The 26,597-nt window shown below is 60.0% G+C and carries 23 protein-coding genes; 10 read left to right on the top strand and 13 right to left on the bottom strand.

Annotated features, from left to right (window positions below):
• Positions 1-404: 404 nt before the first annotated feature.
• Positions 405-1,547, top strand: a complete 1,143-nt coding sequence (locus AB0362_RS20520) for a 3-isopropylmalate dehydrogenase (RefSeq protein ID WP_366236090.1) — start codon at positions 405-407, stop codon at positions 1,545-1,547.
• A gap of 68 nt (positions 1,548-1,615) precedes the next feature.
• Here AB0362_RS20520 and AB0362_RS20515 read toward each other — a convergent pair whose 3' ends face one another.
• Genes AB0362_RS20515 through AB0362_RS20505 form a run of 3 tightly spaced genes read right to left on the bottom strand, consistent with a single transcriptional unit; the run spans position 1,616 to position 4,660 of the window.
• Positions 1,616-2,380, bottom strand: coding sequence for a FadR/GntR family transcriptional regulator (locus AB0362_RS20515; RefSeq protein ID WP_366236089.1), 765 nt, complete (start codon positions 2,378-2,380; stop codon positions 1,616-1,618).
• Between the two features lie 20 nt (positions 2,381-2,400).
• Positions 2,401-3,183: an SDR family oxidoreductase gene (locus AB0362_RS20510; RefSeq protein ID WP_366236088.1), complete on the bottom strand. Its 783-nt coding sequence runs from the start codon at positions 3,181-3,183 to the stop codon at positions 2,401-2,403.
• A gap of 25 nt (positions 3,184-3,208) precedes the next feature.
• Entirely contained in the window at positions 3,209-4,660 is a 1,452-nt protein-coding gene (locus AB0362_RS20505; RefSeq protein WP_366236087.1) for an aldehyde dehydrogenase family protein, read from the bottom strand.
• Positions 4,661-5,038: 378 nt separating this feature from the next.
• Here AB0362_RS20505 and AB0362_RS20500 point away from each other — a divergent pair, with 378 nt between their 5' ends.
• A complete protein-coding gene (locus tag AB0362_RS20500) occupies positions 5,039-6,448 on the top strand; it encodes an MFS transporter (protein ID WP_366236086.1) in 1,410 nt (469 codons plus the stop codon).
• A gap of 664 nt (positions 6,449-7,112) precedes the next feature.
• Here the strand turns inward: AB0362_RS20500 and AB0362_RS20495 are convergent.
• Positions 7,113-8,066: a 2-dehydropantoate 2-reductase gene (locus tag AB0362_RS20495; protein WP_366236085.1), complete on the bottom strand. Its 954-nt coding sequence runs from the start codon at positions 8,064-8,066 to the stop codon at positions 7,113-7,115.
• Positions 8,067-8,449: 383 nt separating this feature from the next.
• On the opposite strand from AB0362_RS20495, the gene AB0362_RS20490 reads away from it, so the two are divergent.
• Positions 8,450-9,661: a CoA transferase gene (locus AB0362_RS20490; protein ID WP_366236131.1), complete on the top strand. Its 1,212-nt coding sequence runs from the start codon at positions 8,450-8,452 to the stop codon at positions 9,659-9,661.
• A gap of 69 nt (positions 9,662-9,730) precedes the next feature.
• On the opposite strand, the gene AB0362_RS20485 is transcribed toward AB0362_RS20490, so the two are convergent.
• The 5 genes from AB0362_RS20485 to AB0362_RS20465 all read right to left on the bottom strand — a co-directional run bounded on the left by AB0362_RS20485 (position 9,731) and on the right by AB0362_RS20465 (position 14,852).
• On the bottom strand, positions 9,731-10,414 hold the full coding sequence (locus AB0362_RS20485; protein ID WP_366236084.1) for a GntR family transcriptional regulator: 684 nt from the start codon (positions 10,412-10,414) through the stop codon (positions 9,731-9,733).
• Between the two features lie 225 nt (positions 10,415-10,639).
• Positions 10,640-11,383 carry a GntR family transcriptional regulator gene (locus AB0362_RS20480; RefSeq protein WP_366236083.1) on the bottom strand — a complete coding sequence of 248 codons (744 nt, stop codon included), beginning with the start codon at positions 11,381-11,383 and terminating at the stop codon, positions 10,640-10,642.
• Positions 11,384-11,622: 239 nt separating this feature from the next.
• On the bottom strand, positions 11,623-12,846 hold the full coding sequence (locus AB0362_RS20475) for a CoA transferase (protein ID WP_366236129.1): 1,224 nt from the start codon (positions 12,844-12,846) through the stop codon (positions 11,623-11,625).
• Positions 12,847-12,872: 26 nt separating this feature from the next.
• On the bottom strand, positions 12,873-13,895 hold the full coding sequence (locus tag AB0362_RS20470; protein ID WP_366236082.1) for a MaoC family dehydratase: 1,023 nt from the start codon (positions 13,893-13,895) through the stop codon (positions 12,873-12,875).
• A 66-nt stretch (positions 13,896-13,961) separates the two neighbouring features.
• Entirely contained in the window at positions 13,962-14,852 is an 891-nt protein-coding gene (locus AB0362_RS20465; RefSeq protein WP_366236081.1) for a CoA ester lyase, read from the bottom strand.
• Positions 14,853-15,125: 273 nt separating this feature from the next.
• Here AB0362_RS20465 and AB0362_RS20460 point away from each other — a divergent pair, with 273 nt between their 5' ends.
• The 3 genes from AB0362_RS20460 (at position 15,126) to AB0362_RS20450 (ending at position 18,902) form a co-directional block, all read left to right on the top strand.
• Positions 15,126-16,085: a CoA ester lyase gene (locus tag AB0362_RS20460; protein ID WP_366236080.1), complete on the top strand. Its 960-nt coding sequence runs from the start codon at positions 15,126-15,128 to the stop codon at positions 16,083-16,085.
• Positions 16,086-16,256: 171 nt separating this feature from the next.
• Positions 16,257-17,765, top strand: coding sequence for a CoA-acylating methylmalonate-semialdehyde dehydrogenase (locus tag AB0362_RS20455; RefSeq protein ID WP_366236079.1), 1,509 nt, complete (start codon positions 16,257-16,259; stop codon positions 17,763-17,765).
• A gap of 6 nt (positions 17,766-17,771) precedes the next feature.
• A complete protein-coding gene (locus AB0362_RS20450; RefSeq protein ID WP_366236078.1) occupies positions 17,772-18,902 on the top strand; it encodes an isobutyryl-CoA dehydrogenase in 1,131 nt (376 codons plus the stop codon).
• Between the two features lie 303 nt (positions 18,903-19,205).
• Here the strand turns inward: AB0362_RS20450 and AB0362_RS20445 are convergent, their stop codons facing one another.
• The gene (locus AB0362_RS20445; protein WP_366236077.1) at positions 19,206-20,462 is read right to left on the bottom strand and encodes an alpha-hydroxy acid oxidase; all 1,257 of its coding nucleotides are present in this window, start codon (positions 20,460-20,462) and stop codon (positions 19,206-19,208) included.
• A gap of 585 nt (positions 20,463-21,047) precedes the next feature.
• Here AB0362_RS20445 and AB0362_RS20440 point away from each other — a divergent pair.
• From AB0362_RS20440 to AB0362_RS20430, 3 genes are all read left to right on the top strand, one after another.
• Entirely contained in the window at positions 21,048-21,257 is a 210-nt protein-coding gene (locus AB0362_RS20440; protein ID WP_366236076.1) for a hypothetical protein, read from the top strand.
• A 553-nt stretch (positions 21,258-21,810) separates the two neighbouring features.
• Positions 21,811-22,464, top strand: a complete 654-nt coding sequence (locus tag AB0362_RS20435; protein WP_255032467.1) for a TetR/AcrR family transcriptional regulator — start codon at positions 21,811-21,813, stop codon at positions 22,462-22,464.
• Between the two features lie 5 nt (positions 22,465-22,469).
• Positions 22,470-22,883 carry a Rid family hydrolase gene (locus AB0362_RS20430; protein WP_006898173.1) on the top strand — a complete coding sequence of 138 codons (414 nt, stop codon included), beginning with the start codon at positions 22,470-22,472 and terminating at the stop codon, positions 22,881-22,883.
• A 172-nt stretch (positions 22,884-23,055) separates the two neighbouring features.
• Here the strand turns inward: AB0362_RS20430 and AB0362_RS20425 are convergent, their stop codons facing one another.
• The gene (locus AB0362_RS20425) at positions 23,056-23,634 is read right to left on the bottom strand and encodes a hypothetical protein (RefSeq protein WP_141214937.1); all 579 of its coding nucleotides are present in this window, start codon (positions 23,632-23,634) and stop codon (positions 23,056-23,058) included.
• A gap of 102 nt (positions 23,635-23,736) precedes the next feature.
• Between AB0362_RS20425 and AB0362_RS20420 the strand changes: the two genes are divergently transcribed.
• Positions 23,737-24,189, top strand: coding sequence for a hypothetical protein (locus tag AB0362_RS20420; protein ID WP_143544395.1), 453 nt, complete (start codon positions 23,737-23,739; stop codon positions 24,187-24,189).
• A gap of 950 nt (positions 24,190-25,139) precedes the next feature.
• Here the strand turns inward: AB0362_RS20420 and AB0362_RS20415 are convergent.
• Together AB0362_RS20415 and AB0362_RS20410 are read right to left on the bottom strand one after the other, a co-directional pair.
• Entirely contained in the window at positions 25,140-25,472 is a 333-nt protein-coding gene (locus AB0362_RS20415; RefSeq protein WP_006898170.1) for a helix-turn-helix transcriptional regulator, read from the bottom strand.
• Positions 25,469-26,593 carry a tyrosine-type recombinase/integrase gene (locus AB0362_RS20410; RefSeq protein WP_006898169.1) on the bottom strand — a complete coding sequence of 375 codons (1,125 nt, stop codon included), beginning with the start codon at positions 26,591-26,593 and terminating at the stop codon, positions 25,469-25,471. Before AB0362_RS20410 ends, AB0362_RS20415 begins: the two co-directional genes overlap by 4 nt.
• Between the last annotated feature and the right edge of the window lie 4 nt (positions 26,594-26,597).

Raw genomic sequence — 26,597 nt, 5'->3', positions numbered from 1 at the left:
TAACATGCTGCAAAAGAACATTTTACGGGAATTCAATGAGGCAACGTATGCATTCGTGAACGTTTCGCCCGAATGGATCCAACTTTTTCATGCTATGGTCAGCATCCGGTGCTGATATCCAATTGAGGTGATGCATCGATCGCGGTCAGGTTCTGTACAACAGGCCTGCGGCGTGAGCTCGCGGATCGATCGCCCATCGGCTGGACGTTTCGCGTTGTTGCTTCGGGTGCCAGTCAGACGTGCAGGACACAGCCAACGCGCGTGTCTCGTCGGTCGCCTCGGTGCAACTCGCAGGATGCTCTGCAGGCGGAGTGCGAAGCGGACTTACTGCGATTGTCTACTCCCACGTGAGGCAACGTATTTCATGTGTGGGCACCATCAGACTTCTAAGGAACCGGGTCAGTATGCGCAAGCACAGAATTGCAATTATCGCGGGAGACGGAATAGGTCCTGAAGTCATCGGTGTGGCGATAGACGCCATGCAAGCTGCTGGCAAACGGTACGGGTTCGAGTTGGCGCTGAAGCGATTCGACTGTGGGGCTGAGTCGTATCTACGCGATGGAACGGTACTCGACGACAGGACCATAGAGGATCTTCGAACCTACGACGCGATCGTGCTGGGTGCAGTCGGCGATCCACGAGTGACGCCGGGAATCCTCGAACGTGGTTTGGTCATCAAGTTGCGTACCGCTTTCGAGCAGTCCATCAACATCCGTCCGGTCAAGTTGTATCCGGGTGTCGCCAGCCCCGTCAAGGCGGCTAATGCCGAAACGTGCGATCTGGTAATCCTGCGAGAGAACACCGAGGGGATCTACACAGGGGGTGGGATGACCTGGGAGGCGGGCACCCCACGTGCACTCGCGATCCAGCATTCGTTTACCTCGGTCCCCGCCACTACTCGAATAGTAGACTTTGCCTTCCGAATGGCTTTGTTGCGCACCAAGCGGCTCACTCTGTGTCACAAGAAGAATGTTTTGATTCATACCGGCGCCATGTGGCAAGACATAGTGACCGAGGTCGGGACCCGATACCCAGACGTCGAACACGACTACGTCCACGCCGACGCGATGTGCCAGCACTTGCTGTTGGATCCGGGTCGCTTCGATGTCGTCGTCGCTCCCAACCTCATCGGCGACATCATCAGTGACCTGGGTGCGGCAATTCAGGGAGGTCTCGGTGTTGCGGCGAGTGCGAACTTCAACCCGTCCGGATCCGCACCGAGTATGTACGAGCCAGTGCACGGTTCGGCACCCGATATCGCCGGTACAGGGGCGGCCAATCCAGTCGCCGCAGTGTTGTCGGTCGCCATGTGTCTGGCAAATCTGTCCGAACCCGCCGCGGCCAGGGCGATCGAGGCAGCAGCCGCCTCGGTGTTGGCGCAGATCGGCAACGGTCGGAACCCTGTTATGGCCACGACATCGGAAATAGGTCGTCTTATCGTCGAGAAAATCGACAGAGTGAACCTCGAAGATTGCGCATCCGGTCGATCGATCATGTCGACGATGGCCTCGCTGCTACCGAGTTCGAAACTCACTGGTTCTTTCTAGCAATTGCGATCCGTTGCCAGCGAGCAACTGCAGCAGGGAAAATGCGGTGCGCCGCAACATTGCGATGCCTATTTGTTGACTTCGTCCACCAAAGATCGAAGTGCTGAACGATGGGCAGAATCGACATAATCGTGGTAGTACCAGTATATTGCATCCCGCGTCAGCCACGACGCGCGTGTTCCATCCGCGTCGCGGATAGCTTTGAGGACCTCGTCATGGTGCCGGATGGAGTTCTGCATCTGCACTTGACTGTTCGGCGCATCCTCTATTCGCCTTCGCATTTGCACCAACACTGAGTCGCGTACGGCACGTCCTGCGAGCTCGAACAGCGGGTTGCGACTGGCCTTGGCAATCACGCTGTGGAAAGCAAAGTCCGCTTCGCTGAACGTCGCGGGTTGAGAATCGAGACTGACACGCATGCGAGCGTTCGCACGTTCGAGCTCCAATAGTTCCGCAGCTGTGCGATTGTGCGCAGCTAAATTAGCTGCGGCACTATCGATAACCATTCGAAACTGCAGTAGGGCCTCAAAACTGAGTGCACTTCCCATCGTCAGACGGGTCAGGGCCTTCTGCAAAGAATGTGAGCTCAATGGAAGCACAACCGGCCCGCGACGATCGCCGTGTCGCGATTTCACCAAGTATCCGCTCTCGAGCACTCGGAGCGCCTCACGCACAGTTGGCCGACTGACACCATACTCGATGACCAGCTCTCGCTCACTGGGTAGTCGGTCACCCGGCTGGAGGTGGCCCGCCAGTATCGAATCCTCGATTCGGTCAGCGATCAGCTGGTAGATTCGGGCCGGCTGCTCAGACCCCGCGGCGGGCTCACTCACTCCTTGCACCCCATTCAATCCTATGACGTCGGCGGGTCGAACCGTCCGTCGACCGCAGTCCAGCCACCATCAACGTACATCACAGTTCCCGTCACGAACGTCGCTGCGTCGGAGGCGAGATAGACCACAGCACCAGCTAGTTCGGATGGTCGTGCCCAGCGCCCGAACACGCTTTTTGCCGAGTAGGCGTCGTACCAGTCCGGACGAGCTTTGATGGCGTCAGTAAGAGGGGTCTCGACGCAGCCGGGAGCGATCGCGTTTGCTCGGACACCGGCGGGTCCGAATTCCGCCGCAGCGGTGCGTAGGAGTTGTACTGTTGCTGCTTTCGTAGCACCGTAGACACCCTGACCCGGTTCGGTTACAAGATGCCGAACAGACGAGAATCCGATGAGACTGCCGCGCTGTTGGGCAACCATGTTGGCTCCGAAGGCGCGAATCAGGTCGAAACTGGAGCGCATGTTCAGATTGACGACGCGATCGTACTCACCCGCCGAATAGTCCAAGAGTCGCTTACGTACGTTTGTTGCGGCTGTGAACACCACTGTGTCCAGGTCCGGGTGGTTCGCTGCCGTGGCGTAAATTGCGTCCGAATCGAGTACATCGAGTTCGACGACATCCGCCACACCCCCGGCCGACTCGATCAAAGCCTGAGTTTCTCTCGCGCCGTCGACATTACGGTCGGCGCAGATGACGTGTGCACCCTGTGCGGCCAGCGCCAGGGCTGATTCACGTCCGATGCCGCTGGCCGAGCCGATGACCATGTTCTTGCGGCCGTCGAGTCTGAAAAGGTCTGAATAGTTCATGTCGGACTGTCTCCTGTAATCGTTTCTAAGGCTTGATGATTGCCATGCGGGTCACTGTCAGTTCTTCCATCGCGAAGCGCGGTCCCTCACGTCCGATGCCAGAATCCTTGACGCCCCCGTACGGCATGATGTCGTTTCGGTAGCCAGGTACCTGATTCACTACAACTCCGCCTACTTCGAGTTCCTCGATTGCACGGAAAGCAGTCGTGAGCGAGGTGGTGTAGACACTCGCTTGTAGTCCGTAGCGCGACTCGTTTACCAAAGCGATCGCATCGCCGACATCAGCGGCGGTACGTATGCATACGACAGGGCCGAAAATCTCTTCGTCCCACACCTGAACACGGTTGGGTACATCGACCAGCACGGTCGGCTCGAGCACGGTACCGATGACTTTGCCTCCGAAAGCAATCCGGGCACCCTGCCCTGTTGCTTCGCCGATCCAGGCCAATACTCGTTCCGTCGACCGCGCGTCTATCAAGGCAGCGACGCGAGTGTCCGGCTCGCGAGGGTCACCAATTTTGACTTCGCCGATCCTCTCCACTACACGCTTGACGAGCTCTTCGTGAACCTTCCCGTCGACAATGACTCGCTGAATGGAAATGCAGGCTTGTCCGTTGCCGTAGAACGCGCCTCGGACTACGGCGTCCGCCGCAGCATCCAGATCGGCGTCATCGGCCACGATCAGCGCGGCGTTGGACCCCAATTCCAGTAGTGTCTTTTTCGGTGCGCAGTCGCGGGCGATCTGGTGCCCCACGGCAGCTGATCCGGTAAAGCTCACCGCTCCGATGCGGGGGTCGGTTGTCAGAGCTTTGCCGACCTCGGGTCCACCGGTCACCAACTGCACGATGTCGGCTGGAATTTCTAGGTTTTGCGCGGCCTGGCGGATGAGATGGACGAGCCAAAGAGTGGTCAACGGCGTGTTGGGTGCGGGTTTACAGATGACTGCACACCCGGCGGCGATACTCGGTGCGATCTTGTGGGTAGCCAGAAGTAGCGGGTAATTGAAGCCTGCTATCCCGATTACAAGGCCGATGGGCTTCCGACTCCAAAACCCGATCATCCCTTCACCGCCAGGTTGCAGGTCCAGCGGCACCGTCTCGCCATGCAGGGAAGTAATAGCTTCGGCCGCAGCATCCCACGTGAACAGCGTGCGCGATACCTCAGTCTGGCAGTCGATTAGAGGTTTGCCGGTTTCGGCAACCAGGAGTTGTTCGATGTCGTGCCGGTTTTCGGCGAGTGCCACTCCGACGTCGAGTAGTAAGCGGCGCCGTGCCGATGCTGGTAGCCGTGCAACTGTCGGTTGTATTCGGACTCCAGCTTCTAGCGCCCTGTTCGCGTGTTCCACTATCCCTACCGGGGCGGGCGCGACCACCGAACCGTCGTAAGGAAAGTAGACGGTGGAACGTTGAACGTTCTCGGTGATCCAGTCTCCGGCGATCGGGAGGCCTTCGGGGTACGGGGGCTCGAAGAGGCCCATTGCAAGCTCCAATCCAGATATAGGAGTTTTGGGTGGTAAGACCAGTGGAATCACAATGCACCCGTGACTACCGTCACGTCAAGGCCGAGTTTGCTGCGAAGAGCTCGCAGCATCCATCAAAAGCCTGCTAAGACGGCTGCTTGTCACTGTGAAACTCAACCTAGCTGTGCCGAAGTGTTGACTACATCACATATTTAGCCCATACTATTTTTGGATCCAAAGCACTGGGCGCGCCGTCACTCCCCTCTGAGTGGGCTGAGGGCCACGAAACCCGGCCAGCGGCTAGTCGTCGAGATCCGGCACATTCAAACCATTCAGCATCCGGCGCGGTCGTAGTCCAGAAGACTTCACCAGGGCGCGGCATGTGCTTCACGAGATGTGGCACATGAAAAGAAAGGGCAAACTGCCATGGAAAGCACAAGTGCACCCGGACCGGTCTCGTATGAGAAGTCCGAGGCGGATGTGCTGGAGAAGCAGACAATGCGCCGGGTCGTTCGGCGCCTGGTCGTTCTTCTGTTCTTCGTCTACATCTTGAACTACCTCGACCGAACCAACATTGCCATTGCGAAGGCTGAGATGGCACCCGCGATCGGCCTGACCGAGCTGGCATATGGCCTCGGTGCAGGAGTATTCTTCATCGGCTATGTGCTGTTCGAGGTTCCCAGCAACCTCGTCTTGTACCGCGTCGGTGCCCGCCTATGGATTACTCGCATCATGGTGACCTGGGGCCTGGTTGCGATGGCTATGTCCTTGGTCCAAGGGCCCGTCAGCTTCTTCGTACTCAGGTTCCTGCTCGGTGTGGCTGAAGCAGGCCTGGTCCCGGGGGTCCTTCTGTACCTGACAGGATGGGTGCCATCCCTCCGTCGAGCTCGAATAATCGCGCTCTTCTACCTCGCAGTCCCGGTATCGACGGTCGTAGGAGCTCCTCTCTCCGGCTGGTTGATGGGCTTCTCCCCCTTCGGTTTCGAGGGATGGCGTTTCATGTTCTTCATCGAAGGTCTGCCATGCTTGTTCGTTGCGGCGTTGGTGTTCTTCTTCCTCACCGACAGCCCCGCGCAGGCCACCTGGCTCAGTAACAAGCAACGCACATGGCTGACCGATTCGTTACGACGAGAAACGAGCGAGCACGGCGCCGGGCATCCGCACTCTTTGAAAGCCGCGGTCAAGGACCCACGAGTCATCGGTGTCGCCTTTGCCTTCTTCGCTATGATCGTTCCGCTTTACGCACTGGGCTTCTTCTTGCCGACGATTGTTCGTCAAGCCGGCACCTTCACCAACACCCAGGTTGGGTTCATCACGGCTGTGCCGTACGTCGTTGCATCGATGATGATGGTCTTGCTCTCGCGGCGGTCGGACAAGTCCGGCAAAAGATTTCAGTACTACGTGGTTCCAGCGCTTGCAGGTGCCGGCGGCCTTCTTCTGGCCGCGTTCACCCTGGGGTCCTATCCTGCGGTCGCGCTGGTCGGGTTCTCGATAGGTGCAGTCGGATGTATCTCGACGCTGCCCGTTCTGTGGTCCGTTGTACCGTTCATGTTGAGCGGCGTGGCGGCGGCCGGTGGCATTGCATTCATCACCGCCATCGGAAACATCGGCGGCTTCGTCTCGCCCTACCTGGTAGCTCTCATTCGGGGTGACAATGCGACCCTCGGGACCAGCTCGGCCGCCATCGCCGTCAACGCGCTCTTCCTGGTTGCCGCTGCGATATCCATGTTCTTGGTGGGCCGGTCGTTGCGTAAGAGGACGAACATGTCCACAAACGAATCTTCGGACGTAACGGCGGATCGTTAAACCACGGCCCCTCAAGGGAACTGGACTGCGCCCCAAATGATCATCCGGGGCGCAGTCCAGTTTTCGATCTCTTGCGAGAGACGATCATGCCGACTACCCGCTGGTCTTCCGATCTCGCAGCCGTCCACCGGTTAGCGGTTGTCGGTGCATTGGGCAGTATGCGAGAGGTACCCCTCAAGATCGGGTGTGCTCGTTGTTCCGCAGTGCGCTCGGCGGAATGAACGAAGTTCCGACGCAATCGGCGCAAACCCTCTGCGACACATACGAAATGAACTCCAGCTCGTCGACCATCGACGCGACCTTGATCGCTTCCCCGTCGAGGGGCGAGCGTAACTCGAACACACCTGTGCACCACATTTCGGGATAACGGTCTTGATCTGCAACCGTCCCAGCCATGTCCTTCATCGTTCTATCCGCCCAGCCTATGGGCAGCGAGGCTCCGAACCGACATAACCCGTTCGCCGAAACCACTTCAGGTGCCGGGCCGCTGTCCGTCCCGTATCTAAGGGTGGAAATGCCTGCCGGCCACGACACCCCTCGAAGCTTCGAGTTGTTTCGAGCCGCATCGACATCTCGGTGCGACAACGAAAATGCGGTAGGTTTCCCTCCCTGTAGGAAACCTACCGCCTGATATCGCACGATGCGGTGGTGTGCGCTCCGGTGGTCAGTTGATGCGGGTGACATCCGCCGAGTGGATGTATGCAGACTCAGCGGCGTGGGCAAGATCGACCACTACAGAATTGACCGGGGTCGGCACGCCTACGTCGGCACCCACCCGGACGATGGATCCATTGATTGCGTCCACCTCCGCGCGACGGCGTAGCGCCGCGTCGAGCCGCATGGAAGGTATCGCATCACCGATGCGTAGGCCCAGGTGCCGAATGTGGCCAATAGGATCCCCGACGTCGAGAACAATGTTCTGCGCTCTCGCAACGTCGATGGCCTCCTGCGCACAGGCCGAGGCAACGGTCCACGCGGCTGGCGTGTTGATTATCTGAGCAATCGTCAGACCTGTGAGAAACGAAGTTCCTGAGAACGTGACATTCATGATCAACTTCTCCCATACCATCTGGTCGAGATCATCGAAGAGTGCGACTTTGAAGCCCGCGGACTCCCAGATCGCGGCCCCCGTTTCCAGTGATGCCCTCGACAAACCACGGAATGCACCGAAACGAGTTATCTCACGACCGTTGTGATGAGCTTCGCCCGGCTTCGGAACAGAAGCCCCGAAGCCTCCGACGACACCCACCGCGATTTTGTCTGGATCGATGTATCGAGCCGCAAGCTCGGGCGATCCAAGTCCGTTCTGGATCGTTTGAACTAGTGTTTCCTGCCCGACGAGAGGGCCGACCGTCTTCGCGGCGTCCTCGACGTCATACGCCTTGGTCGCGATGATGACCAGGTCACAGGTGCCAATCCCGGCGGGTTCGGTCGACATCGAGGCCAAGCGAAGCGTTCGATCGCCGGAATCGCCATAGACGCGGAGACCACGGTCGTTGACTGCCTGGACATGATCTGTCCACAACGTCACACCGTGAACCTCGTGACCCGCCTCTTGCATGAGCCCGGCATACACCGACCCCATTGCACCACATCCAACTATTGCAACTTTCGCCATCACGGCTCCTCTGATCGTACGGCTTTTACATACTTCGACAACCTGCGGTGGAACGCCTTGGGATCTCCTACAGGTATGACCACTAAGTGGCCTGCTGGACTAGTGACTGTAAAATCCTAGGTTTCAGATACTCAGCCCGGCAGGTGAAACACGCGTGTACTGGCCCGATGGGCCAAAGCGCTTTCAATGAGTAAGCCTACCGATTCGTCTTCTTTTTGGATACAAAAGCCGCTATAGTCAGTGATGTAGGGCACTTCCGGCTGAAGTCCATGCTTCGACAAAAAGACGGCGGACATTCATTGGCGGTCGTCTCGACTTCTCCGATGCCGACACAGACAACACCTCAATCGCGTCCGCGCAGCGCGGCGACACAAGGGAGAACGATGACTGACGAATCGACACCACGGGGCGCTCTCGAGGGGCTGCGTGTAATCGATGCCGCCTCTCTCGCGGCCGCACCTCTGGTTGCTACCTATCTTGCCGAGTTCGGAGCAGACGTAGTCAAGGTGGAGGAACCTCGCGGTGGTGACGCGCTGCGAGCCTGGGGTGTTCGGAAGAACGACACCGGCCTGATGTGGAAAAGCGTCGGTCGCAACAAAAAGCCGGTGACTGCAAATCTTCGAACAGCGGCCGGACAGCAGCACCTCAAAGAACTTGCTGCGCACGCCGACGTGATCATCTTCAATACGCGTCCTAGCACTCTGAAAAAATGGGGTTTGGACTACGACTCTCTCAGACTCACTCACCCGAAGCTCGTCTATGTGCATATCACCGCTTTCGGTGAAGGTGGCCCCGATAGCGACAAGCCGGGATTCGGAACTTTGGGCGAAGCAATGAGTGGTTTCGCTCATACGACCGGCGAGGCGTCGGGGCCCCCGACGCTGCCGTCGTTCATGCTCGCCGACGGAGTGGCCTCTCTCAACGCCGCCTACGCTGTGATGATCGCGCTCTACCACCGAGACGTCGGTGGAGGCAGTGGCCAGAAGGTCGACATCAATTTGGTCGAACCACTTGCCAGACTGCTGGAACAGTCAGTCCTCACATTCGATCAGCTCGGACGAAACACCGAGCGAAACGGTAATCGTTGGGCGATCACCGTCCCGCGTAACACGTACAAGACCAAAGATGACCGCTGGATCGTCATGTCCGGTAGCGCGCCCTCGATCGCGTTGAGGGTCTACAAGGCAATCGATCGCCCTGAGCTCGCCGCCGACCCCGAGTACGCCGATCCGCAGAAGCGATTGCAACGAGCCGACGAAATTGACGAAATGGTGGCGAATTGGATTCGCCAACGCTCGTTCGACGAGGTCATGGACAGGTTCGATCGCGAGCAGGTTGCAGTAGCTCCGGTTTACAATGCAGAACAACTACTCAGCGACCCCCACCACAGCGCACGCGAGACCTTCGTGCGTGTCGAGGACGCTGACCTCGGGAGCATGGTGGTGCAGGCACCGGTGCCGAGATTGTCTGCCACGCCGGGACGAGTGGAGCATCTCGGCCGACCTCTGGGTGCAGACAATGACGATGTGTTGCGGACATGGCTCGATCTCGACGACGATGCCATCGGAGCGCTCCGCGCGGATGGCACTATCTGACAACGGGTTACACCGTCGGTCGAGGTATGGACTGCCTTAGACGCGATGCCGGCTCTTCAGGTGAAGTCTCTACCTGAAGAGCCGGCCCGAGTCGCGCTCAGTCAACTCCGTTATCGTCTGTTCGATGTGTGCGCGCGCAAGGTGCTCCGCTGCCCGCTCATCTCCCGCGGCTATTGCCGAGCAAATTGCCGAGTGCTCGCCAATCGCCCGCTCGGCGTTGTCACGATCGATGAGAGCTACCGGCGTGAAGACTTTTGCTGTCATATGTATCAGGGACACCTGCCCTATAACGAACTCGTTTTCGGTCATGCGGCAGATACGCTCGTGAAAATCGACGTTGCAATTGGAGTACTGCCGGGCATCCCACGGGTTCATCGCCGCCTTTTGGCGTTCGATCGATTTACGTAGCTCGCCGACATGTTCGTGCGTCGGGCCAGCGGCCACCAAACGCGCAGCGAGACCATCGATTACTGCTCTTACCTGGTATGCAGCGAGCAGGGTTTGTACGTCACCCGATACCACGCGCGCGCCGCGGCCCGGTTCGGATCGAATCAACCCCTCCTGCTCTAACCGTTGCATCGCTTCGCGCAACGGAGTCCGGCTGATTCCGAGCTCGCTACACAAAGCCTCCTGCTTGAGCCTGTATCCAGGGCCATAGACCTGCGAATAGATACGCTCACGCAAGATGGCCGTGATCTCGTCTACCAGCGGGACAATGATGCCGACGTCGCGGCTGGATTGGACGAGGTCCATGTGGTGGCCTTTCACCGATAGTGTTCGGAGGCAGAGTAATCGGGCGTAGCGATATCTCAGAGCGGAATCATTCGCAGTTCTGCTTGGTCGGTGAAGCCCCTACGGCATCACTACGCGGGATCCAGTGAACCACGATTTCCTCCCCATCCACAGGTCTGGCCTCCACCGAGAGTTGAATCTCTTGCTCGTGTATGCGCTGCGGCGTGCGTCGAATCGACGGGAGAGTCATGCCAGGTCGAAGTCGTAACGTCCGGCGAGGGCTGTCAGCGTAGGAAGAAAGCTCGGCCGGTCGTTGTCACCCAAAGCACGGACCAGAGACCGACCTGCACTGAGGATGTGACGCGCCAGCTCCGCTTCGGCACGATCGGCATCGCGCGACTGCCAGGCTTCGAGAATCTGCACATGCTCCTCGTTGGAGTGTGACGTCGACTCCGAGTCGCTGCGGTAGTACACACGTCGATAGCGTGAGTAACGCTCCCAGTGACTCCGTAGGCTCGTATGCAGGGGTTCATCGGTTGACGCGTCGGTCAATCCATACAGTGCATAGTGGAATTTCTGGTTTGCAGCTTCGTAAACCTCGACCTCCTCCACACTTCGACTCGGACCCGACGGTAACTGTTCGAGCAGTGATGTCAGAGCAGGCACGCTGTCGTCGGCGTGACCCACGGCGCTGACACGGATTGCGAGGGGCTCAAGCAACAATCGCATCGACAGGATTTCTTGTACTTCGACGGGCGAGAACCGACTGACCTCGACCCCCGACCTCGCACGCAGCTGTATCCACCCCTCCGACTCCAGCAGACGAAAGGCTTCACGCAATGGCGTTCTGCTGACTCCGAAAGCTTCGGCGTAGGCATCCTGACGAATGCGATCACCCGGTGCCAGCTTGCCTGTGATTATCTGTTCCCTCAGTTTGTCGGTGATCTGTGTGACAAGGGTGCGTGAATCGAGGCTCAGCGACAACGACATGAGCGGCTCCTCGTATTCAATCGATTGTCAACGACATTAACAGGCAGCTGCAGCGACTCATAAGTCAACAGCCCGCCCGGAACTCGACCACTTCGTGACGCCTGCAAGCCGTGCACCTCAATGAGAACTTCGTTGTAGAGGCGAACCCAATTGTCTCAGCGACAGTGATAGGAGGCAGTTCGATTTGAAGCCTCACCTCCGAGCAGCTGACAATCGCTTAGTGCCATGATGTGTTCGCGTCACGGCTCGGCAAGGGCGTTCGGATGCGAAACGGGGCCGGCGATGATGTGCCGATCATGAAGACGCCCCAGCTCGTGGTCGTCGAGCCCGAGAACAGTGCTCAGAACCTCGTCTGTGTGCTCACCCAGCTGCGGCGCTCGGCGCGTGTCGGCGCGATCGACAGCGCTGAAGTAGAGCGGCGAGCCGGGCATCGGGTAGGTTCCGATTCCTGGTTGTTCCACCGACGTGAACAATGGATTAGCCGCAGACAGTCTGGGATCGTCGAGTAGCTGGAGAAAACTCTGGTAAGGCCCCCAGGCGACGCCGCCGGCATCGAGTGCTGCTGCGGCATCATCGAAGCTACGATGCTCGAACCACAATCGAAGATGCTGCGCAATATGGTCTCGGGCGTTGAAACGCCCAGTTTCGGTCTCGAGGTCCACACCCGCTACTCGCTCGATCTGGGTGCGGTATCGGTCGAGCCCAGTGGTTGATTCTAAAGCTTTCCACTGGCGTGGAGTGAGGCCGACGACCATCACGAACCGCTGATCTTTGGTGACGAATGGCGCGCCGAAAGAGCCGTACAAGAAGTTTCCGTCTTTCTCCACAGAACTATCCGGAGTTGTGTGAGCCTGCGCGACGCGACCGAGATTGGCCACCATGGAGAAAGCGACATCGGACAGAGAGGCCCGAACGAGTTGGCCCGCACCGGTACGGTGTCTATGCCGATCGGCGGCGAGGAGTCCTGTCGCTGCTATGCCGCCCAGGGCGATGTCCCAAGCCGGGAGCACACTGTTGACGGGTTCGTGCTGCCCTCGCGGACCGGTCACCATGGGGAAACCCGTTGCTGGATTAACCGTGTAATCGACCTCGCTCGTCCCGTCATAGTTCCCGCTCAAGGCAACCATGATCAAGTCGGCCCGGCCGAGACGCAGGCGCTCGTAGTCCAGCCACCCTGTCGCTGGAAAGTTCGTGAGGAACATTCCACCGTCGTCACCTGGGTCCGTAATCAGTGCGGTGATGAGTTCGCGGCCCTCAGGGTGGCGCAAGTCGATCTGAACCGATCGCTTCCCCTTGTTCATACCGGCCCAGAACATGCTGTGGCCAGTCGCAGACACAGGCCATCGGCGGTAATCGAGCCCGCCGCCGATCTGGTCGAAGCGAATAACGTCCGCGCCGAGCTGCGCCAGAGTCATTCCCCCCAGAGGTGCCGCGACGAAAGCGGATCCTTCGATTACTCGCATACCGGTGAGAATCCCCGCCTGCGCAATCACGCGAATACTCCTACAACGCGCCAATCCAGAACGTCGACCGGAGTATTGACCTCGGGGCTGACCTTGCGAACCGTTGTACGTAGGTCTACCAACTGACTCCCGTTCGGAAGCAGCTCGGCCTGCTCGATGGTGACAGAGCTGAACACTGTGTCACCTTCGTGAACCGGGCCGAGATGGTCACAACTATTCCAGCCGACGACCGATACCAATTGCGGAAACAGTTTACTGAGCTGCGCGTTGGCCAGCCCTATCGTATGACCTCCGTAGACCAGTCTCTGAGAACCAGCAGATCGATAATCATGATGAACAGCAGCTAAATTGAGTGTCAACCGCGCCAACTCCGGTGCCGAGGTCACCACATCGCCGAAGGCCGAATCGAATGTGTCACCCGCAGCGACCGGATTGCCGGTCGGGTGCCCGAACAGATCCCACTGCGCTGTCAACGCCCGAAGTTGATCTCGGTCAAGCGCTGATCCGATAGCGGAAAGATCCTGGCGGTGAGCGGTCGTCGTGTCGGCAACGCTCATCGGTATCATGGCGCACCGGGCGAAATCGAGTACGGTACGTTCCTGCTGGTCGACGGTCTTGATTCGCAGTGCCACCATTCCCGTCGGAAAGCGGCCCTCTCGCCGTGTGTTCTCCCGTAGTCCAATGACTTGGGTTTCGGTTGTGAGGGTGTCACCGATGTCCGGGAAACGATGCAGTGCAAGTCCGCGGTAGAACAAGTTGGCCTTAGCACGTTGACTGAAGTGTGTCGATTGGCCGATGGCGACATCCCACACCAACCCCGGGTGGGCGAGCTGTGCTGAAGTGCCCGTTACCTTCGATGCGAGCTCGGTGTCAAGAAAAAGCGCGGCTCGGTCACCGAGAATGCACTGATGCGCAGCTGCTAGCCCGCTGGTCAGCGTAACTCCCGGAGAAACAATCCTTTGGTCTACCTCGAGGTCGTCGAAAAACGGTCCCCCTGGCCGATGGTGGTCGGGTGCGGATTCGGGCACGTGAGGTTCGGTTGAGAACACAGGAAAAAGCCTCCTTTGCGGAAAAGACAAAACTGAGGACGGGCCTGAAATAGCGAACACCGCGGTCTATTGCACGGGTGCAGCGGCCGACAGCTCGGCAATCCTCGAGTCGAGGCCCAGAATTCGGTGTGCATCGCGCACGTGCATGCTCTCGATCATCGTGCCGTCGAGGGCAATGACGCTTTCACCGGCGTCCTCCGCCTGGCGGAAGGCCGCGACGACCTTCCGTGCGTATACGACTTCGTCCTGAGATGGTCCGAATACATCGTTCGCGCCGGAGATCTGAGTTGGATGTATGACCGTTTTGCCGTCGAAGCCCATCTCTCGGCCCTGAAAGGCTTCGGCGACGAAACCGGCGTCGTCCTTGATCGAATTGAATACCCCGTCGAGGATGACCTTGCCAGCTGCACGCGCCCCGAGAACCGCTAGTGAGAGCGCGGTAAGAATCGGTGCCCGTCCAGGCCGGTGCAGAGCATGCAGATCGTTGACGAGGTCGTTCGTACCGATCACCAGCACAGCCAACCGCTCACTGGCAGAAGCGATATTCTCGGCCCGCAAGAATGCGCCCGGTGTCTCCACCATGACCCACAATTTCAAATTGGACGGAGCGCCCGCGTCATCCAGGGCATCGGATAGCTCGTACACCTGCTCGGGAGACTCTACCTTGGGCACCAGAACGCCATCAGCTCCGGAAAGAGCGACAGCCGCTATGTCGTCATCGTGCCACGCCGACCCCAAGCCATTGACACGGACAACGACCTCACGAGGAGCGTAGACGCCCGATGCGACTGCGTTACAAACCCGCTCACGCGACACGACTTTATCGTCGATACCTACCGCGTCTTCGAGGTCAAGGATCAGGACATCGGCCGGCAGAATCTTGCCCTTCTCGAGCGCTCGAACGTTGTTACCCGGCAGATACAGCGCAGATCGGCGGGGGCGTGACGATATGTCCATGCAAATGCTCACTCTCTCAGCAGGGGATTGGTAAGACGAAGTGCGCATCACAATCATTTCTTGACGTGACCTGCGTCATCGAATATGGTCGATTGTATCCGAAAAACGATGGGAGATGCAACGGCGGACACCGGCGCAGTAGTTGGACGACAGGATCTCCGCGACGAACAGAGTCCTGCATCGGCCGCAAAGCTGGTCTGACGAAGAGGCCCGAAGGTTCCGCAGTGTTTCGTTCAGGACTTCATCTATGCAACTGCGTCATTTCCTATCCGCATGAAATTCCTAAAAGCATCGCCATCGGACCAAGCTTTCCGACAACAAACAAGAAAGAGCGACATGACTGATACTGTCGAAATCTCCACTGCCCTAACGCCTTTGAGGTCGCTTTTGTTCTGCCCTGCGACCTCACCCCGGCGAGTGCGCAAAATGCTCGAACTGGCCCCTGATGCGGCCGCACTGGACTTGGAAGATGCTGTGACGGATGACAACAAAACCGCTGCGCGGGCGCAAGCGCGGGAAGGTGTCGCCGATATCGCTGCCGTCCGTAGCTATGTGCGAGTCAACCATCCGTCGACGGGGCGAACCCAAGGTGACATCGAGGCCGTAGTCCAGCCGGACCTCAACGGAATTGTCATCCCGAAGGTTGAGGACGTCGAGACCATACGTGCGACAGACGAGTGGATCAGTGAGGCCGAGAAGCTGCACGGAGTCGAACATGGATCGACCAAGCTCCTCGTCCTGATCGAGTCCGCACAGGGAATAGATTATGCCCGCCAGATTCTGCAGGCGAGCTCGCGGATCGAGACCGCTGTGTTCGGTGCGCACGACTTCATGCTCGACCTCGGCATCAACGGTCTGGACCATTCAGACGGAGCAGAAGAATTGCTCTACGCTCGATCGGCATTGGTCATCGCGGCACGTGCCGCACGAGTGTCGGCGCCCCTGGATGGACCCTTCGTCGCGTTCAAACGAGACGAAGAGTTCGTAGCTATGTGCCGCCAAGCCCGCCGAATCGGATTCAGGGGCAAGATGCTCATCCATCCAAATCAAGTGGCACTGAGTCACATCGGCTTTGCTCCGACCAGCGCCGAGGTCGACACAGCACGAACGATAATCGAAAAATTCGCGGAAGCAGAGGCACAGGGAGCTGCGGCAATCGTCGTCGATGGGCGGCTTGTCGACTATCCCATCGTCGACCGAGCGCGACAGATACTGAAGGCTGCAGCTCTGTAGTAGTTCGGGCTCCGCAGTGGGGTAGCTAGATGTCTGCCATCACCGATCAGCGATATAAAGCCGTCGTGCACGGTGGTGGTGGCATGGCCCCGCGCGGTCACCTCGCAGGCAGTAAACCATTGGTCGCAATCGATTACCTGGACGTCCAGTTCAATGAAAGGAAAGTCTCCCATGGTTCGCGAACTCACACACTTCATTGGCGGCAAGCATGTAGCCGGAACGTCCGGACAGTTCGGGGACGTCTTCGATCCGAATACCGGTGAGGTGCAGGCCCGGGTGCCCCTGGCCGATGTGTCCGAGGTCGAGGCCGCGATCGCCGACGCCGAGCAGGCGCAGCGTGAGTGGGCGAAGTGGAACCCGCAGCGGCGCGCTCGGGTGCTGATGAAGTTCCTCGCGCTCGTCACCCGCGACACCGAAGAACTCGCGCGGCTGCTCTCGTCGGAGCACGGCAAGACCATCGCCGACGCCAAGGGCGACATCCAGCGTGGCGTCGAGGTCGTCGAGTTCGCCGTCGGTGTGCCGCACCTGCTCAAGGGTGAGTACACCGAGGGTGCGGGTGGCGGTATCGACGTCTACTCGATGCGTCAGCCGCTCGGTGTCGTTGCCGGCATCACCCCGTTCAACTTCCCGGCCATGATTCCGCTGTGGAAGGCCGGCCCGGCCATCGCCTGCGGTAACGCCTTCATTCTCAAGCCGTCCGAGCGGGATCCGTCCGTGCCCCTCAAGCTCGCCGAGCTGTTCCTCGAGGCAGGTCTACCGCCGGGCGTGTTCAACGTCGTCAACGGCGGCAAGGATGCCGTCGACGTGCTGCTCACCGACGATCGCGTCAAGGCGATCGGCTTCGTCGGATCGACGCCGATCGCGCAGTACATCTACGAGACGGCGGCGCAGCACGGCAAGCGCGCACAGTGCTTCGGTGGAGCGAAGAACCACGCTCTGGTGATGCCCGATGCCGACCTCGACGAGGTCGCCGACGCTCTGCTCGGAGCCGCATACGGTTCGGCCGGCGAGCGATGCATGGCGATTTCCGTCGCGGTTCCCGTCGGTGAGGAGACCGCCGACGCGTTGGTCGCCAAACTGACCGAGCGAGTGGCGAAACTGAAGATCGGCCGCAGCGACGACGAGAACGCGGACTTCGGCCCGCTCGTCGGTAGCGATGCGTTGAAGCGCGTCAACGACTACACCCAGATCGGTGTGGACGAGGGTGCCGAGTTGGTCGTCGATGGACGCGGATTCAGTCTCGAGGGCCACGAGGGCGGATTCTTCGCCGGCGCAACGCTGTTCGACAAGGTGACCACCGACATGCGCATCTACAAGGAAGAGATCTTCGGACCGGTGCTGATCGTCGTGCGCGCGAAGGACTACGAGGACGCACTGCGTCTGCCGTCCGAACACGAGTACGGCAATGGCGTCTCGATCTTCACCCGCGACGGCGACACCGCTCGCGACTTCTGCTCCCGCGTCCAGGTGGGCATGGTGGGCGTCAACGTGCCGATTCCGGTGCCGATCGCGTACCACACGTTCGGTGGTTGGAAGCGTTCGGGATTCGGCGATCTCAATCAGCACGGACCGGATTCCATCCGCTTCTACACCAAGACCAAGACCGTCACTCAGCGTTGGCCGTCGGGCACCAAGGAAGCAGCTGCGCAGAATCACTTCGTCATTCCGAACATGGACTGATCGACGATGTTCACGTTGAACGAGGACGAGCGTGCCATCAACGACACTGCTCGTGATTTCGCGGACGAGTTCCTCGCACCGAACGCCGTCGAATGGGATCAGCAGAAGCACTTTCCGGTGGACGTGCTGCGCAAGGCTGCTGCTCTCGGGATGGGCGGCATCTACATTCGTGAAGACGTCGGTGGATCGGGCCTGACCCGCGTCGACGCGGTGCGCATCTTCGAGCAACTCGCCACCGGTGACCCGTCCATCGCGGCCTACATTTCCATCCACAACATGGTCGCCTGGATGATCGACACGTACGGCGACGACGAGCAACGGCAGCGCTGGCTTCCGGGGCTGTGCTCGATGGACCAGCTCGGTAGCTACTGCCTCACCGAACCCGGCGCTGGATCCGATGCGGCAAAGCTCGGTACCAAGGCCGTCCGCGACGGTGACGAGTACGTGCTGGACGGCGTCAAGCAGTTCATCTCCGGCGCAGGCACTTCCGAGGTGTACGTCGTCATGGCCCGCACCGGAGCGCCGGGTCCCCGCGGCATCTCGGCGTTCATCGTGCCGAAGGACACCGCGGGACTGTCGTTCGGAGCGAACGAGAAAAAGATGGGATGGAACGCTCAACCCACCCGCCAGGTGATCTTCGAAGGTGCCCGCGTTCCGGCTGCCAACCTGCTCGGCGGCGAGGGCGACGGATTTCGGATCGCGATGAACGGGCTCAACGGCGGACGCATCAACATCGCCGCGTGCTCGATCGGCGGCGCACAGTCCGCTCTCGACAAGGCCGTGTCCTACCTCGCCGACCGCAACGCCTTCGGCGCCAGGTTGCTCGACTCGCAGGCCCTGCAGTTTCGACTGGCGGATTTCAAGACCGAGCTCGAAGCTGCGCGAACTCTGCTGTGGCGAGCAGCGGACGGGTTGCAGAACAATGCAGCCGACAAGGTCGAGATGTGCGCGATGGCCAAGCGTTTCGGTACCGATACCGGCTTCGAGGTCGCCAACGGGGCGCTGCAGTTGCTCGGCGGATACGGTTATCTCGCCGAGTACGGTGTCGAGAAAATCGTTCGCGACCTTCGGGTCCACCAGATTCTGGAAGGTACCAACGAGATCATGCGCGTCGTCATATCACGCGCGATAGCGTGAAGCAGTCACGCCGTTGCGCGCCAACATTGAAAAAACCTCGCGCTTCGATCTCCTTACGGTGCGCCAACGCTACCGACACCGCCGTTGTGCTGCAACGGCATACGCTGACTTTGCTTACCGACTCGTTGTCACCCGCATTCCCGCCATCGGTCCATGAACTCCCGTGACTGGTCAAAGACGGCTTCGGTCCTGGCGCATTTTGACCACCAGAAGATCGCTGTTGTCCAGAAGGACCGGACATTCGGAGCGCACAGCCCAGTGATAGAAGATTGGCGAACAAAGCTTGTCCTGGCGAACTATGTATTAGTTTGACGGTCGCAACCGAACACGGCTGGTATCGAGATCGTCGATCGACGCGAGTCCCAGCAAGTGCATGGTTCGCCGCAGCTCGGATGCGTATATCTCGATCGCTTTGTCGACGCCAGCTTCGCCGCCGGCCATCAAGCCATACATGTATGGCCGACCGACCAAGCACGCCTTCGCGCCGAGAGCGACGGCGGCCGCAACGTCTGCGCCGGTACGAACGCCAGAATCCAGCAGCACTTCGATCTGATCGCCTACGGCGTCGGCGACTTGTGGCAGCAATTCCAACGAGACAGGCGAACGGTCGAGTTGACGTCCACCGTGGCTCGACACTATTACTCCGTCGGCACCGTAATCGATAGCCTTGCGGGCGTCTTCGACGCTCTGAATACCCTTGAGAACCAAAGGACCGTCCCAGGCCTCCCGCACGAGTTTGAGGTCCTCGAAGGACACACCGGGGTCGAAGACGCTGTCGATAAACTTGGCGTGCGCCTCCGGTTCACCGGCAGGAATCGTCGCGAAAACAAGAGGATCAGTGGTGAGCAGATTGATCCACCAGGACGGACGCCGAGCGATGTCCAGCAGCGTTCGGACGGTCAGCTGAGGAGGGACCGAAAATCCATTGCGCAGGTCTTTGCGGCGCTGGCCGGTCACCGGTGTATCTACGGTAATGGCGAGGGTCGAGAATCCAGCGGCCTTTGCCCGAGCTATCAGGTCGGTGGTCAGTCCACGGTCTCGCATGACATACAGCTGAAACCACTGGTCCGCCTCAGGACCTCCGACGGTGGCGACATCTTCTATGGACACCGTGCCCATGGTTGTCAGCGCGAAGGGAATCCCGGCTCGTGCCGCCGCTCGTGCCGCCGCCCGCTCGCCCTCGTGGTGTGATAGACGGCAGAATCCTGTGGGAGCCAGAATGATTGGTTGATCCAACGAGCGGCCGAACAGAGTTGTGCTGGTGTCCACTGCTAATGCCCCACTCAGAGCGCTGGGCCTGAATTCGACGCGGTCGAACGCCGCCCGCGAGCGTGACATGGTCAATTCATCCTCGGCACCACCGTCGACGAACTCGAAGACAGACCGTGGTACTCGTTTGCGTGCCACATCGCGTAGGTCGGAAATGGTATGCGCACGGCCGAGACGCCTCGTGGTTGCATCCCGTTCGAAGGGCGCGAACTGCAATTGTGATCTCAACTCGGACCATTTGGGCATTCGCCTATGGACCTTTTGTTTCTGCGGGACATTGAGATGAGGCATAGTCGGCGTCCTTGCTTGTGCGGTGCGTGCTGATATTCACGCCGATGGGCCTGGGGGTGTGGAGCATTTGGAGTTGGCGACTTCGTCGTGTTCGGCGCATCTACTTCCGATTGGATACATGTCACACTTTGCAGCCGTTTGTGACTTACGTCAACACCAAGTCGAGAAAGACCATTTCACAGGCTTGTAGAAGACTTGAGACGGCTGAATTCTAAGCGACTGATCGCTTCAGCGACTTCACTGGACAGACCTCTGAGATGGGTAGTCGCGTCTCACTCGAACGTAAGACTCAACTTGTGACGCGAACCTGGTTGAAGCAGGCCTCAGCCCCAATTGCGTCTGTTGTTGCGAATCCGGTAACCGCAGAGTACTCAGGGGAAGCAGTTCACATTGCGGCAAACGACACCCTCCTCTTCCCGGTCAGGCTCAAGTGAGACACGGAAGCTCAGCTGCTGGCGTCGGGCGTCGGAATGGTGTCGGCCCGCAAGGCCCGACTTTCAGTGAACAGAGTGCACACTCTGAGGGCATGGTTGAAGCAGCACCGTTGAGCAGCCCGAAGGGCGTACCACCACCGCTTGACGAGCCGTGGGAGCTGATCGCGGTGAGCGTCGCAGTGACCAGTGCCGGTTCTGCATCGAGGACCACGCCAAACGCGCCGTCAAGGCCGGTGCCTGCAAAGTCGGAGTCGCCGGAGCGGTCATGGTCGCCGCTGTCCTACGCGCCGGTGGCGGCGCTACACATGGATGGAAGGCGATAAAGAGCTGGATCGCCGAAGACGAGCTACTCGTCTTGTGAGGGAGCCTGGTCTGTGCTGACTTTTCGAGGGACCGGCTACGTGTCGCGCCAAGGCACCTATCGATCAAGCGGATAGTGCTCCGTGCAGCACTGCTCCTGGTCTCGGGCGACCCGCGCAGGCGGTCTTGAGCCATCCGTTGGGCTACCCGAATACGCGGACTTAAACCGCTGGCGATTACTCTTCGACCTCTGGTTCAGGAAGGTCTGTCGGCACGCTTCGCCGGTACTGTCATGTACCGACGTGTTTGACTGGCGGAGTGTCGATATTCAAAGTTGCAGTGTTCGGAAACGGTGACACTTCCTCCCCGGTTTGGCTGTTACAACAGTTTAGGCACCGCTCGCCCAGCCTTGGTGACGTCGAGCCGAGGTGGACGCCCCCGTAGCCCAAGCATCTTCAGATCTGCCCGCCGTCTGCCAGCGGGCGCGAAACCGTTCCGTACGAGCCCGTCCATTCGCACCGTCACGTCAATCGGAGGCTCGTTTGCGGCGGTGGACGTGATCGAAGGCGGATGTTGAACCGGTTAGCCATACCGTATTGTGATACGGTATGGCTATGAGCGAGGCCGCAGTGCGCAACCGACGAGCAGGTGGCCCCAAGCGTCTCCTCGTGCTCGATCAGGTGATATCGACTATGGCGGTCCGCGGATACGGCGGCACCAGGTACGCAGATATCTCCGAGGCCTCCGGTATCGCAGTAAGCACCTTGCAGGGCTACTTCGGATCTCGCGAGGACATGTTGATCGAAGCTTTCCAACGCGCCACTTCCGTTGCCGTTGAAGCCATGCGCGAATTCACGGCGCAATTCGATGACCCATGGAAACAACTGGTGGCGATGGTGGACCGTGGCCTTGCAACGGATGTTCCGACCTGGCGGATGCTCATGGAATTCTGGACGGCAGCCGCCCACGACACCGAACTCCGGCAGCACGCCACAGCATTGGCGACCCAGTACCGAGAACCCTTCGCGGACGCTGTTCGTCGAGGAGTGGAGAGCGGTCAATTCGACCCGCGCTTCGATGTCGAGTCCATCGTCGAAGTCGCAGTGGCAAACATCGTCGGCGTGCTGTACCCAACGGTACTCGGCCACCTGCCTCTTCCTGCAACGAATTACCGCGACGTAGTCATCTCCCAGTTGGCGTACGTCCTCCAAGTCGATACCCACGAAACTTCCGGCAACCCGCCGGCGCTCGGCGAACAAGAAGGGTGACACCCATGTCCCACTCAGTCATCAACCCCAGTGAGCTCCACGACCCAATTCCCTACGGCTACAGTCACACTGCGGCAGTGCCAGCCGGTACTGGCCTAGTGTTCGTCTCCGGTCAGTACGGATCCGGAAAGGACGGCATGGTCGTCTCTGCCGACTTCGCCGGCCAAGTGAAACAAGCATTCGCCAACCTCGGCGTGGCCCTGGCTTCGCACGGGCTCGACCACAGCAACATCGTCCAACTCAGAACCTACGTCGTCGGCCCGGATTTCGAGAAGCTCGGAATCATCGGAAGTGTTGTCCATGACAGCTGCGGGGAGCTGCCACCGACACAGACCGTAATCGGTGTGTCGGGTTTGGCCATGCCCGACATCCTGTTCGAGGTCGAAGCAGTCGCTTCCTACCCAAGCGCCGAATCGTAGACGCAACCCCATTTGGGGGCCACCGGCGACGTAACCTGCCCACTCGTCGGTGTATCCGAAAACTGGGACAGGTAGTCGAGACCCGATGCCCGGATCGAACCTGGTCGAAATGCTCGATGGTAGGACCTTGAATGTGTTGTGTAAGTGCACATTCACTGTTTCAGCTTGGCGTTCATGATTCGTCTTGTTGCTCTTCGGAACGAGCGAGCAGGTAGTCGGCCCAGTCTCGTCGTGTTCGACTGGACCATTTGGTGGCTGTAGATATGTTGACGCCGAGTAGGTCAGCGGCGATCGGGGCAGGGATGTCGCGGGCCCAGGCCGAGCGAGCCGAGTGGCGGGCAGGAAGCGGTTCGATCCCGTGGTGGCGGAGTTTGCGTGCGAGGACAGCAGACGCCATTGGCCTGCCCGGGGACCTTCCCGGAAACAGAAATCGGGTTGCGAGTTCGGTCTGGTAGAAGGTTTCGCGACCGACTCTGTTGTCTCGCAGGGTGGTCAGGAGTGCGGCCAGTGCAGGTGGCACCAAGGCGGGGCCTTCGTCGAAACGCAGGTAGGTCTCCTGGTCGACGACGTCGATGCGGCCACAGGTCAGCGTAGCGATGCTGGTGGTTGTGCGGCCGTAAAGCAGGACGAGCGCACCCGTGACTCGGACGTCGAGAGGCAGTTCGTCGTCGTGAAGACACCTGTCGAGCATGTCCCACCGGTCTTCTTCGGTGAGCAAGTTCGACGGGCCGGCGCTCGGCCTTTGGGGCACCGTCAGGTCGGAGCATAGCTTCCTTCCTTTCGACCATTCTATGAATGTGGTTACGAAGTAACGGTATTCGCTGCCACCGTCGAGCCAAACATCGATGTCGGCTTGATCGGTCGTGGGCAGTGTCTTGCCGCGTTCATCGAGCCAGGTCAGGAATTCGAGACTGATTGCGATTTGGCTCCGAACGTAAGTGGCAGCGCTGACCGTGACGGGCCGTCGGTTGGATCGTCGGCGAGCACGCCGCAGAACGTGCCAGGTGGCGAATGGTCGCACGAGTGCGATGTGATGAGCGGGCCGTTCACCGAGGGCATGCTCGAGCCACTGTTCGATTCGCTCGAGCAACTCGTCGCGCTCCGCGAGAATTCCCGCGTGGACGAGCAGATCACGCAGTCGGTGCAAAGCATAGCTCGGCGGGCACTGGTCGAGCAGTTCATGGCTCAGGGACTCGTGGTGGGCTCGTTGAGCGAGCTCGTGAAGCAACTTCGCACCGCCGGCGCGTCGATGAAGCCAGCGCATCGTCGAAGACGGATTGGGGACGTGGGCGAAGACGGCAACTAACGGAACGAGTTGCTCGGCAATGCCGTGTTCCGGGTGACTGAGGACGATGCGGAGCTTTGCCTCGAGTGCGTCGTGGGCGGTTTCGTGTTGTCGCCGGCGTACTCGTGTCGGGGATTCGGTGAGCTGGGGTTCGAGGACATGGCCGTCGTCGCGGCAGCGAAGACATACCGGTTGTTGGGCATCCGGATGTGCTGGATGCGCCGCACCGCAGATCACGCATGGGTGTCGTGGTCGGGTGAGGCAGCGGTTGCAGAGATCAGGTTCGGTGCCTCGGGCGGTGCGGTCGATTCCCCTGACTTCGCCGCACCCACCGCAGCGGCGCTTGGGCCGGGTGTAGCAGCTTTTGCAGATCGGGCCGTCGTCGGTGTGGGCGTATGTGGGCGCGTCCTCCCCGCACCGGATGCAGGTGCAGTGCGGAGTGCGGTAGCAATTCGGACACAATGCGGCGCCGTCGCTCCGCCGCGCCTTGATCGCCAACACTCGCCCACATTGTCCGCATGGCCCCCTCTTGCGGGGGACGCATGAGCTGCACAGTGGTCTGCCGTGGTCGTCGCGTTTGGCGATCGACCGATCCTTGCCGCAGCGACTGCACGGCGCGCAGTGGAAATATCGTCGGCAGTTGTCGCAGACACGACCTCCGTCGACTATGTGGTGCAGGATCTTTGGGGCCTTGCATCGTAGGCAACTGGGAATCGTGACCGTGGTGTGTCCGGCCGCGACGAGTAGCGCGGCCAGTCGCTGCACTGCCACTGGGGTGTTCGATGATCCCGACGTCAGCGCATCGGGATGCCGCGCAAGGTGCGCTTCCAACGGTCTCAGTGTTGAGTCGACTACCGCTTCGGCAACGAATTCCATTGCGGCGCAGAGACTGAGGTCAGGAACACTGTCTCTGACGTGATGGGCGGCTCGCTCGAGCACGATCTGGCGTGGCTCGACTCCCGGCCGTCGGCTCATGTCGTCTCTGGTCGGCGGATGGTGGTGCGTCGTGCCCGTGGCGGGGCTGGGTGCTCACCCGTACTGCCGTTGCTCGTCTTCTTGATAGCAGTGTTGACGACGTCGATCTCGATGAGGTCGTTCGGTGTGCACCCGAGGATGTCGCACAACGCGGCGAGGGTGTCCATCGATAACCGTTGCGGCGGTGCGGTGACGAGCCGGTAGACCTGTTCGCGGGAGAGGTGAATCCCGCGCTCGGCGAGCAGCGGGCCCAGCTCGGTGGTCTGGAACATCTCATGGTCGGCCATCAGGCGTCGCAGGTTCCAGCGGTAGCCCATCTTCTTGATCATGGCGCTCCCTTCCATAAAGTGTCGCGGCTCTGCAGCGCTCGGCGTATTAGTCGGGTTCGGTACTCGTCGGATACACCGGTATAGATCGCGGTCGTCGAGGCGTATCGGTGACCGACCTGTTCGGAGACGAACCGTTCTGGGTAGTCGAACTCCACCAGATGCGTGACGTACGAATGCCGCAGACAGTGCAGGTCGAGTTCGACCGGCAACCCCGCCGCCTGACGCACTTGCTCGAAGGCATCGTTGATGCTGCGCAGTGACATTCGACCGGCGCGCTCGCTGACCCAGAGCGCGGTCAGCGCGCCCGGCTTCATCAATGGCCGAACCTCCTCGACCCAGTGGTCGAGCACATCGACGATCCAATCCATCTCCGGAACCGTCAACACGGTGCGCCGCTTCGGCGGGCTTCCCTTCGATGCCTTCCCCCACCGCACGAACCAAGCACCGTACTGGCCGTACTGCGCTGCTTTCGGTGCGCGGCGTCGGTCGGAGAGATCTAACCCGCGGGCCTCTCGACGGCGCAGTCCGTAGGCGTAGACGGTCTTGAGCAGGGCGGCGTCGCGTAACGCTGTCAACGAACCTTTGCGGCCCAGCTTGCGGATCTGCTCGACGCGGCCGTCCGCGGCATCGAACAAGGTCTGCACTTCGTCGTAGGTCAGCGGCCGCCTCCCCGGTCCGCCCTCGAAATCTGCAGCATGCGCGATCGTGTTTCCCTCGTGAAAAACCTGTTGCGGCACAACCGAAAACCGATCCCAGCACTGCGCAGGCCAACCGTAGCGGCTGTCGGTGACGTACTCCATGAACAAGCAAATCGACATCTCGTACGACCGGGCGGTCGACACCACGATCGGCTTACGCCGGACCGAGGACCGCAGATGCACGATGAAATCTTCACCGTCCGCCGGTTCCCATTGCCACGGATACGAATTGGTGAACTCGGCCATCCGACGCACCAGCGACAAACGCGGCGCGATCGTCCCCTCGTCACTGAGAAACCGCGTTCGTTGCTGACGTTCCCACCCCGCCAGCATCGCTTCGAACACTGCCTGTTCGGGCTCGAGATGCACTACCCCGTCGGTCAACACCAGATGCGCCGCACCCGGAATCTCAGTCTCGCCCATGCGT

The sequence above is a fragment of the Rhodococcus sp. NPDC079359 genome (assembly GCF_040702585.1).
In the GTDB taxonomy this organism is placed as follows: domain Bacteria; phylum Actinomycetota; class Actinomycetes; order Mycobacteriales; family Mycobacteriaceae; genus Rhodococcoides.
Note: the sequence above shows the minus strand (reverse complement) of the source record. Positions and strands in the feature narration are given on the sequence as shown.

Excerpts from the sequence above, each read along its gene's own strand:
- AB0362_RS20435 (WP_255032467.1), top strand. The coding sequence starts at position 21,811 with ATGAGCGAGGCCGCAGTGCGCAACCGACGAGCAGGTGGCCCCAAGCGT.
- AB0362_RS20415 (WP_006898170.1), bottom strand. The coding sequence starts at position 25,472 with ATGATCAAGAAGATGGGCTACCGCTGGAACCTGCGACGCCTGATGGCC.
- AB0362_RS20495 (WP_366236085.1), bottom strand. The coding sequence starts at position 8,066 with ATGGCGAAAGTTGCAATAGTTGGATGTGGTGCAATGGGGTCGGTGTAT.
- AB0362_RS20465 (WP_366236081.1), bottom strand. The coding sequence starts at position 14,852 with ATGGACATATCGTCACGCCCCCGCCGATCTGCGCTGTATCTGCCGGGT.
- AB0362_RS20410 (WP_006898169.1), bottom strand. The coding sequence starts at position 26,593 with ATGGGCGAGACTGAGATTCCGGGTGCGGCGCATCTGGTGTTGACCGAC.
- AB0362_RS20505 (WP_366236087.1), bottom strand. The coding sequence starts at position 4,660 with ATGGGCCTCTTCGAGCCCCCGTACCCCGAAGGCCTCCCGATCGCCGGA.
- AB0362_RS20475 (WP_366236129.1), bottom strand. The coding sequence starts at position 12,846 with ATGCGAGTAATCGAAGGATCCGCTTTCGTCGCGGCACCTCTGGGGGGA.
- AB0362_RS20510 (WP_366236088.1), bottom strand. The coding sequence starts at position 3,183 with ATGAACTATTCAGACCTTTTCAGACTCGACGGCCGCAAGAACATGGTC.
- AB0362_RS20485 (WP_366236084.1), bottom strand. The coding sequence starts at position 10,414 with ATGGACCTCGTCCAATCCAGCCGCGACGTCGGCATCATTGTCCCGCTG.
- AB0362_RS20490 (WP_366236131.1), top strand. The coding sequence starts at position 8,450 with ATGACTGACGAATCGACACCACGGGGCGCTCTCGAGGGGCTGCGTGTA.
- AB0362_RS20455 (WP_366236079.1), top strand. The coding sequence starts at position 16,257 with ATGGTTCGCGAACTCACACACTTCATTGGCGGCAAGCATGTAGCCGGA.
- AB0362_RS20430 (WP_006898173.1), top strand. The coding sequence starts at position 22,470 with ATGTCCCACTCAGTCATCAACCCCAGTGAGCTCCACGACCCAATTCCC.
- AB0362_RS20460 (WP_366236080.1), top strand. The coding sequence starts at position 15,126 with ATGAAATTCCTAAAAGCATCGCCATCGGACCAAGCTTTCCGACAACAA.
- AB0362_RS20450 (WP_366236078.1), top strand. The coding sequence starts at position 17,772 with ATGTTCACGTTGAACGAGGACGAGCGTGCCATCAACGACACTGCTCGT.
- AB0362_RS20445 (WP_366236077.1), bottom strand. The coding sequence starts at position 20,462 with ATGCCTCATCTCAATGTCCCGCAGAAACAAAAGGTCCATAGGCGAATG.
- AB0362_RS20520 (WP_366236090.1), top strand. The coding sequence starts at position 405 with ATGCGCAAGCACAGAATTGCAATTATCGCGGGAGACGGAATAGGTCCT.
- AB0362_RS20480 (WP_366236083.1), bottom strand. The coding sequence starts at position 11,383 with ATGTCGTTGTCGCTGAGCCTCGATTCACGCACCCTTGTCACACAGATC.